Origin of the sequence: Bradyrhizobium sp. 62, from assembly GCF_023073035.1 — a bacterium.
Lineage (GTDB): Bacteria > Pseudomonadota > Alphaproteobacteria > Rhizobiales > Xanthobacteraceae > Bradyrhizobium.
Genome location: NZ_JADPIT010000032.1, coordinates 420,569 through 421,385 on the forward strand (window position 1 = coordinate 420,569; position 817 = coordinate 421,385).

Here is an 817-nt window from a genome sequence, read left to right on the forward strand (position 1 = left end):
AATGTAATACTTCTCGCCGTTGATGACCCATTCGTCGCCGACGAGCTTTGCACTCGTCGAGATGTTCTTGGCATCGGAGGAGGCGACGTTCGGCTCGGTCATGACATAGGCCGAGCGGATCTCGCCGTTCATCAGCGGCTTCAGCCACCTCTCCTTCTGCTCCTTGGTGCCGACGCGCTCCAGCACCTCCATGTTGCCGGTATCAGGCGCCGAGCAGTTCATGCTCTCCGAGGCCAGCGGGCTCTTGCCGAGCTCGGAGGCGATATAGGCGTAGTCGAGATTCTTCAGGCCCTGGCCGGTCTCGTCGTCGGGCAGGAAGAAGTTCCAGAGGCCTTCCTGCTTGGCCTTGTTCTTGGCCTTCTCCAGCACCTCGAGCTGCTTCGGCGTGAAGCTCCAGCGGTCTTGCTTGCCTTCGCCGGCCTTGGCGAACTCGATCGACATCGGCTCGACGGTGTCGCGGATGAACTTCCTGACGTGATCATAGAGCGGCCGGACCTGGTCCGACATCCTGAGGTCGTTGAGCTCGTCGCCGGGATTGAGGGTGTAGTTGGTGGTGCGGGGAATATAGGTGTGTTTTGTCATTGTTCCTCCCGGGGGCGCTGAGATCGTGTTGGACGCGAGAATAGTCGCAGCGTCGCCAAAGTGCGAGCGCGCATTTTTCAACGCGAGCCATGCCATGCGATGGAATATCGCGGGCGTTTGAAATGTTGTTTGAATGGGGCTGCATTCTCGCTGTCATCGCCCGACTTGATCGTACGATCCAGTACTCCGTGACGTCGGTGATTCATGAAGAAGCCGCGGCGTACTGGATGCTCCG

Annotated in this window: 1 protein-coding gene; it reads right to left on the reverse strand. The window is 59.2% G+C overall.

Annotated features, from left to right (window positions below; genetic code table 11):
- Positions 1-582, reverse strand: a 582-nt coding sequence (locus tag IVB47_RS31375; RefSeq protein ID WP_247467294.1) for an acyl-CoA dehydrogenase family protein, incomplete at its 3' end; no start/stop codon positions are given.
- Between the last annotated feature and the right edge of the window lie 235 nt (positions 583-817).